Here is an 8274-nt window from a genome sequence, read left to right on the forward strand (position 1 = left end):
GATTATCAATTTTTAGATCGAGCAGCTTATAATGATGTGCCTCAATATCAATTTAATATTAGAGGGAGTTCAAAAATGATCGGCGATGCGGGGATGACAATCGTTTTGGATAATGTCGTTTATGAAGGTGATCCCCGTAATATCAATCCAAATGATATAGAGAGTGTCACGATCTTAAAAGATGCTGTGGCTGCCTCCATATGGGGTACAAGTGCCGGTGATGGTGTGATGGTGCTCACAAGTAAGAAGGGTAAATACAATGCACCGTTTTCCTTATCCTTCAATTCTAACATTACAGTCGTCGATAAACCCGATATTTATGCGTTACCTTTTATGAAGAGCAGTGACTTTATTGAATACGAATCTTTTCTTTTTGACAAAGGATACTTCGACCGTAAATTAAAAGATAAAACCAGCTATCCGACTATGAGTCCTGTCGTTGAGCTTTTGGATGCTGTGCGGCAACATAAAATTACTCAGGCTGAAGCCGATCAGCAAATAGCGAAATTTAAAGAATATGATATCAGAGATGATTACCGCAGGTATGTTTACCGCAATCAATTTAATCAGCAGTATGCTTTAAATATTTCCGGCGGTAACCGTGACCTGGCTTATTCACTATCCTTGGGCCATGATAATAATAAAGGACATCTGGAGATGTCAACTGTGAAGAGGACCACACTTCGTTCATCACTTAAGGCCAGACCTGTAAAAGATTTGGAGATAACAGCTGATATGGCTTATACAAATGTTAGATCCTCAGACAATAGTATTAATTCGCGCATATCTTATGGAACTCTTGATGCAGGAAGCGGTGGTGGAGCATGGCCATATTTACGGCTGGTAGATGATCAGGGAAATCCGCGCCAGATTGAACTGGCAACATATAAAAAGATCTATCGCGACACTGCCGGAAATGGTCGTTTATTGGACTGGAGCTACAATCCACTTGCCGAAGTGCACCAAAACAGTAATACAAGCAATCCCGTAGATCTTTCTATTAATCTAGCCTTAAAATATACGTTGTTCTCAAAACTGAACTTACAGGTCATGTATGCGCATCAATCTGTACACAATAATATCCAGGACTGGATGGGCATAGGTTCATATGCCATGCGCAATATCATCAATCTATATACACGGTGGAATGATCATGAAATTATTAAAAGGCCTGTTCCTGTCGGAGATCGTTTATACGATATCAACGATAAGACCTGGAGTAATATGGGACGTTTTCAGGCAGATTATTCTTTAGTAGATAAATCTGAACGCCATAAAATTGATGTGATGGCAGGAGCAGAGATACGGCAGCGCACTTATTCACGAAGTTCTTACGTGATGTACGGTTTTAATAAAGACAACCTCAGTCATATTCCTGTGGATTTTGTCAGTTTAAATCCAATCCTCAACCGGAAAGTTGGCGGAAATGCTATTGAAGATCTGATCCAGCCAGAGTACAGGATAGACCGGTATCTTTCTTATTATGGCAATGTGAATTATGCCTATAAGAACAGGTATATGCTTTCGGGCAGTGTAAGACAGGATGCCTCCAATCTGTTTGGTGTTAAATCCAATAACAAGTGGCAACCTTTATGGTCAGCAGGTATGGCCTGGTTGATACATGAAGAACCGTTTTACGAGGTCAATTGGTTATCCAGTTTAAAGCTGAGAGCTACCTATGGTTTTGCAGGAAAATCGAATACCAGCAGCAGCGGATTCCCGATATTGTATTATAGCGGGTCTGATTATACAACAGGATTACCCTATGCAACTTTATCGAGTCCTTCAAATCCTGCTCTTAGATGGGAAAAGATTAATACAGTAAATGTGGCATTAGATTTTGCGGTTTTAAAAAACCGGATCAATGGTTCATTTGAATGGTACCGCAGACGTTCGACGGATCTGTTGACCAGTGTACCTATTGATCCTACAAAAGGTTATGAATCTATTTTAACAAATGGGGGTGAGCTGGATGGAAAAGGAATTGAACTGACATTGAACAGTACGAATCTGAAAGTAGGCGAGTTTTCGTGGGGTAGCACGCTCCTGTTGAGCCGTAACCGGACTAAAGTTGCTAAGTATTATTATAAGTATCCTTATCCGATCAATTATGCGCAGAATGCGGGTACCGCAAGTTCTGTTATGATGGAAGGCCATGATGTAGGTGCTGTATTTGCTTTTAGATCTGCGGGACTTGAACATGAAACTGGTAATCCTATTGGTTATGAAGGCAATGTGCAGAGTACAGATTATAATAATATAGTGAACGGTTCGATGGATAATATCCGTGATGTCGGTCCTGGAGTTCCTGTTTTCTATGGTTCTTTAGGCAACGAGTTTAACTATGGTAATTTTTCATTAAAAGTGAATCTGCAAGCTAGATGGGGGCATTATTTCTTTAGAAAAAGCTTTTCGGATGTTAAAGCTGCTGAAAACCGTAGCGGTCATGCAGACTATGGTCGTAGATGGCAAAAGCCGGGAGACGAATTGTTTACCGTTGTGCCCTCGGTGAGCTATCCTTTGAATTCGTATCGGGGCGATTTTTTTAACCGCTCGGAGGTCTTGGTGGAAAAGGGCGATAATTTACGGTTACAGGATATCCATCTTTCATATCGCATTGCAAGCAACAGATATTTCAAAAGTCTTTCGGTCTATGCTTTTGCCAAGAATCTAAATGTGATTCTCTGGCGGGCTAATAAGTTAGGTATCGACCCTGAATATCGCGATGCAATACCTTACCCGCTATCCATTTCTCTGGGAGTAAATATCGGGATATAGTGGAAATCAACTTATAAATCAACTTATTATGAAAAAGATATTATATCACATTGCAATAATGATAGGACTGCTGCTTGTTATGTCCTGTGATAAATTTTTGGACGAGAAACCGGACCAAAGAATGACTATTCCCAATAATCTAACAGATTGTGATGCACTTTTAGATAATTATTCGGAAATGAACACGATGTTTCCAGTTTCTGGAGAAACAGCTTCTGATGATCTTTATTTATCAGATCCGACATGGATGTCACTGAGTATTGTTTCGCAGCGGGATACCTATATCTGGGAGAACGATGTGAATGTTGCTTATGATGAATGGCAGGGGCCGTATAAAGTGGTCCTTATTGCAAATCAGGTACTAGAAGTGTTAAAGACGATCGATAATCGTTTGGATAGTGATAAGTTTAATCGGATTAAAGGTACAGCCTTATTCTTTAGGGCTTATGCACTTTCTCAGCTCGCAAATGTCTTTACATTGCCTTATAACAAAATTACAGCAAAAACTACCTTGGGTTTGCCGCTGCGATTATCACCGGATGCTGATTATCCTTCCGTGCGGGCATCACTGGATGAAACTTATGCACAGATTATAGCCGATCTGAAGGAGTCAGTTTTATTGCTGCCAGATGCCAGCAGCTATAAAAGTCGTCCTTCAAAAGCGGCCGCATGCGCGGCTTTAGCACGTGTGGCATTAGTGATATCCGATTTCGGATTGGCAGAAGAAATGGCGGATGCATCTTTAAAACTGGATAATACGTTATTGGATTATAATACGATCGGTACCGATCTTAATCCTTCTTTTCAAAAGTTTAATAAAGAGGTACTCTTTGATGCAACTACACTGACAAGTGAAATTATCTACCCATCAGTTTCTCGCATAAACAATGAGCTTTATCAGTCATATGACGAGGATGATTTAAGAAAACAGTTGTTTTTTTCAATCAATGACGATGGTCTTTATTCTTTTAAGGGGCAATACAGTGGAGATGCCTATTCATCTGCATTCTCAGGAATTGCTATAGATGAGGTTTATCTGACATTGGCAGAGGCCTATGCCCGGAATAATAAGGTGCAGCTCGCTATGAAAAAGTTGAATGAACTAATGGTAACACGGTGGAATAAAAATTCCTTTATTCCTTTTACTGCAGGTAGTAGTGCTGAAGCGCTCCGTATTATACTTGAAGAACGAAGAAAGGAACTGCTCATGCGCAATATCCGCTGGATGGATCTAAGACGCCTGAATCAGGAACTTGACTATAAGAAAGAAATAACACGTGTGCTTAACGGTAAAGAGTATAAATTGACACCGGACGATAAAAGATATGCTTTTTTAATTCCATTGGAGATTATGGGGCATGCAAATCTTGAGCAAAATCCTAGATAATTAAAAAGAAGAGATGATGAAAATAACTATGATAAAAGGAATACTATGCTTTTATTTAATGATTGTAGTAGCAATGGTAAATGGACAGGAAAAGGCTTTAAAAGTAGGAGACCTGTACGAGTATAAAGAGCTGGTAAAGGTTCTTAACGCAGAGAAGGCTGAAATTGATTTAAAAAAATATGAAGACAGGCTCTTGATATTAGATTTTTTTACAACGTCTTGTGGTTCCTGTATAGCAGCTATGCCTAAGAACAATAAACTGCAAAAGCATTTTGATTCGCGTATCCAAATATTGCCGGTTACAGTAGAAAAGAGAGAGCGGGTGAAAAACTTTTTTAGTAAAAATGAAACGGTTAAAGATAATAAACTACCTGTCGGATATGCTGATGTTGCCTTAAAAGAGACTTTTCCATATCAGGGTGTACCACATGTGGTGTGGATCTACAAAGGAATAGTAAAAGCGATCACAAATGCAGATATGCTTGAAGCGCAGTATATAGATGAAATGTTAGCGGAGAAAGATGTTAATAGTTGGCCTCAAAAGAATGACTTTTATAGTTTTGATCCATCCAGTGATGAGTCAATGAAACAGTATTTTGTTTCTTCGGCTATAATGCCGTATATCAATGGAGCTAAACTATCTTATTCCTCTGATACACTGTCTTCTGGTCTTATTCGTGATAGCTGGGTTAATGTTCCTGTCGTAACAGCCTATGTTTACGCTTTTTCGATAATAAATGAACTTCCTCTGATGAAAAAGGAACGTATTGTTTTGGAAGTTTCCGATCGTTCTTATTTTGAAAAACCTGATTCAGTTGTGCAGTCGATCTGGGAGCAGCTAAATAGTATCGGTTATGAATCCATATTACCAAGTTATCTTTCCGAGGTAGAACGGATGACTCGTATTGTAGCAGATCTAAATAATAAATTGGGATTAAATGCCCGCTTGGAAAATCTTGAGGCTCAGGTATGGTTAGTAGAAAAAGTTAAGTCTACAAGTAAAGTTGATGCAGGGCAAAAAACTGGGCAGCCATTGGCATTAAAAATGGGATTGCTGGAGGTAATGTATCCGACAATACCACCAATTGTTCTCAAAGATGTTGATGAGATGAGGTTGCTAACGATAAAAGGTTCAGATGATTTTGAAACTTTGAAACAGCAACTGTCTGAAAATGGATTGAAACTTTCAAAAGCAGTACGTCCAATTCAAAAACTGATTATTACAGAATTATAAAAAAAATAGACCGGAGGTTTTAATTTCCGGTCTATTTCTAGCAAAGTGTTATCTGCTATCCCTGCAACTTAACAAGAGGCTCATTTGTGTGCCTGTTAAGTGCTCTTACCATTTGTTTCAGTAAGTTTGTGTCTATAACAGGTTGTCCTCCAGAATTAGTAGCTTCTATTGTACAGATCTGCTGATCACCGGAACAGCTCGGTGTTCCTGATGCTAATGTGTAACTCGACGGATTCGTCGGTTCATCTTGATTATTTAATTGAAAAAGTGCCATTTTTGTCTTCTTTAGTAAAAATGAAGTTTATTATTGCAGACAATTTTAAAAATTTTGAACTGCCCTCTTTTAATAATAAACTGAAAAATTGATTTATCCTTGGTTGCGAGGTGCAGTTTGTCAATTCTACGGTTCGGCCTGCTGAGTTACCCCGAAGGGTGTATCTATCATAAAGATAAACAGCAGGGCTTTTATTGCTCTTACCCGCCTGTGGGGAAGACTGCAGATTTTTGTCTGTATCGCTTGATACTTGTCTTATCTGTTTTCATAATATTCCTTTTAAATTTAAGTCATTGAAACCCTAGCTCTTTTGGAGCTAGGGAGTCATGGCTGGTTTCACATTAACGGGCGGCATCCTACACATCACCGACGATTAATATTTTTTCGAAAGGAACTATCACGTTTTTTATTTGCTCGAAATAGTCACTTTTGGGAAGCGTTCGAAATACTTTATTCGTACGTTCCAATTCAAATATATAGCATGGCTTTAGGAATTCTGGACGATGTGATTTTTTTGCAAACAACTGTTGAAACAGATATAAAGGCAGTTGAAAAAATAGAAATACGATTTTTTTTAAGATTTTTGGGATTTTTGTCCTTTTTACAAGAAATTGAGATTCTTGCAAAAAACAGTTCAGAGGGTAGTATGGAGGAGGATTTTTGAGGAAATTAATTTGTCTTTTAAAGACATCCTAGCGAATTCGCAAATTATTTTAGTCTACCTTCGTTTTTAGTTTAAAAAAGAAGGTAGACCATGGGAAAGATTTTTTTGAGCAGTATTAGCGCTTATTTTTAGATGATCCATATGAATTATCTAAATCAATTTCAATCTGCTCGAGGATAGCTCTCAGTTTTATGGCTAAACTCCTAATGTCATTACGATGTTTGCCTTTGTCAAATTTGTGGAGCTGTGCCTCCGTTAGATTAGCCCCATTGCTTAATTTCACATTACTTGCAAAGTTTTTAGCACCTGACTTCTTATTTTCTGCTTTTAAAAAGTTTTCTTTTTGAAAGTAATGGTAGAAGGTGCTGGCACCACCTGCAGTTAAATTGCTCAAGACACCGGTATAATCTTTCGATTCGGTATCTGATGTAGATAAGCATCTTGGTTTTTTTATGGTTTTTCTTTGTTCCGCATATTCGATGAGGAGGTCTGCAAGATGCTTACGGGTAATATCAAAGTATAATTTAGGATCACGGGAGGCTTGGCTTATTCGAAGCCCGTTTATATCAATACACATAATTTGATGGTCCTCGCAAAGGTTTTGAAGCTGATAGTTTATTAGTTCGCAACAGCGATTGAAAAAGCCCATATGGTTGAAATTGATATTTATCATAGTTTCGATAAAACGACGCTCCCAATCTTTGTTTCGGCTATCCTGTGCGATATAAGTGAGCGATTGTAATAATTTATTGAAGAAAAGATAATGATAATAACAAACCTTTATTTTATTGTCAATGAGATAGCTTTCTATTGCAGACTGGATTTCTAATAATAGATACTGCCCTATACCTTTTTTTATTAGTGCATCTTTTAAAGTTGGAAATTCCCCCATTATCTCTACTTTTAAAAGGTGATGCTGATAGTGTGTCAATGGCTCTTCCAGATCCATATCGTGACTGTAGATGTCTTCGTAAGTCTGAAAGAGTTCGTGGAATTTTAGAATGACAGAATCGACCTGCTGATTTTTTTTACGGTAAATAATATTAAATAGCAGTCGAAGCTGACTGTAAAATATACGGAATGATTTTTGGGCCATTTTATGGTTTCCATACCTGGTGTACATATGATTGGAATTGATCTCAATTTCTTTCAATGCATCTAACAATGCTTTTTGGGTCTGCTCATCTTCTTCTTTGTTTTGATGAAGGATACCATAGACCGCTATGGCCTCGCCGAGGTTTATTAATACTCTAATCATAATTTTAAAATAGGTTTATTAAATATATACTATATTAAAATTAAGAAAGAAATATAATGCCTGCAAATTATTTTTCTCGCAGTAGAGAAAAATGCATAGAGGATTATGTTAAAAGTTGTAAATATCTTTAATTTATGTTTATACGTAGATCCGTTTTATTTAACAATCTCTGTATTTATTTTTTCAGATGCAGAAAAGGTCAATTTGATGCGGGCTCACTATTTGGAGTTGCATCTATTTCTCCACGAGCGATATTATTAATCATATTTGATAAATCTGAAAACAAGAAAATAGATTTTTAAAATGGAGTCTTATGGATATGCACATGTTATTTGCTGTCTAGTTATTTTAACTTTGATTTTTTAAAGAGAATTGTTTATATTTTTTTTAAAGTAATGATTGTATATTTACAATTAATAATATAGAATCAAATTAAATCAAATACCTGATTTTGTTAAAGCAATTCCCACATTATAAACAGATGGATGAGATGGACTGTGGTGCCACCTGTCTCCGTATCATATTTAAACATTATGGTAAGCTAATCTCTATACATAAAATACGGAAATTATGCCAAACAACAAAGAATGGTGTAAATATGTTGGGAATTAGTGAAGCCGCTGAAAAATTGGGTTTTCGTACCTATGGTGTCCAGTTGTCGATTGAGCAGTTAAAAGAA

The 8274-nt window shown here is 37.3% G+C and carries 7 protein-coding genes; 5 read left to right on the top strand and 2 right to left on the bottom strand.

Annotated elements, in window-relative coordinates; genetic code table 11:
- The 3 genes from EDF66_RS25855 to EDF66_RS25865 all read left to right on the top strand — a co-directional run.
- Positions 1–2778: SusC/RagA family TonB-linked outer membrane protein (locus tag EDF66_RS25855; RefSeq protein ID WP_132846199.1), on the top strand; the 2778-nt coding region annotated here is incomplete at its 5' end.
- Positions 2779–2806: 28 nt separating this feature from the next.
- The gene (locus tag EDF66_RS25860; RefSeq protein ID WP_132846201.1) at positions 2807–4165 is read left to right on the top strand and encodes a RagB/SusD family nutrient uptake outer membrane protein; all 1359 of its coding nucleotides are present in this window, start codon (positions 2807–2809) and stop codon (positions 4163–4165) included.
- Positions 4166–4193: 28 nt separating this feature from the next.
- Positions 4194–5399: a TlpA family protein disulfide reductase gene (locus tag EDF66_RS25865; RefSeq protein WP_207898801.1), complete on the top strand. Its 1206-nt coding sequence runs from the start codon at positions 4194–4196 to the stop codon at positions 5397–5399.
- A 55-nt stretch (positions 5400–5454) separates the two neighbouring features.
- Here the strand turns inward: EDF66_RS25865 and EDF66_RS25870 are convergent, their stop codons facing one another.
- The gene (locus EDF66_RS25870) at positions 5455–5673 is read right to left on the bottom strand and encodes a hypothetical protein (RefSeq protein ID WP_132846205.1); all 219 of its coding nucleotides are present in this window, start codon (positions 5671–5673) and stop codon (positions 5455–5457) included.
- A 481-nt stretch (positions 5674–6154) separates the two neighbouring features.
- Here EDF66_RS25870 and EDF66_RS25875 point away from each other — a divergent pair, with 481 nt between their 5' ends.
- Complete coding sequence (locus EDF66_RS25875; protein WP_132846207.1) at positions 6155–6337, top strand: hypothetical protein; 183 nt, start codon at positions 6155–6157, stop codon at positions 6335–6337.
- Positions 6338–6452: 115 nt separating this feature from the next.
- Here EDF66_RS25875 and EDF66_RS25880 read toward each other — a convergent pair whose 3' ends face one another.
- Positions 6453–7595 (bottom strand): hypothetical protein, encoded by a 1143-nt coding sequence (locus tag EDF66_RS25880; protein ID WP_132846208.1) that lies wholly within the window; start codon positions 7593–7595, stop codon positions 6453–6455.
- A gap of 451 nt (positions 7596–8046) precedes the next feature.
- Between EDF66_RS25880 and EDF66_RS25885 the strand changes: the two genes are divergently transcribed.
- Positions 8047–8274 (top strand): cysteine peptidase family C39 domain-containing protein (locus tag EDF66_RS25885; RefSeq protein WP_243656148.1); only part of this gene is annotated, 228 nt, incomplete at its 3' end.

The organism is Sphingobacterium sp. JUb20 (assembly GCF_004342035.1).
GTDB classification, from domain to species: domain Bacteria; phylum Bacteroidota; class Bacteroidia; order Sphingobacteriales; family Sphingobacteriaceae; genus Sphingobacterium; species Sphingobacterium anhuiense.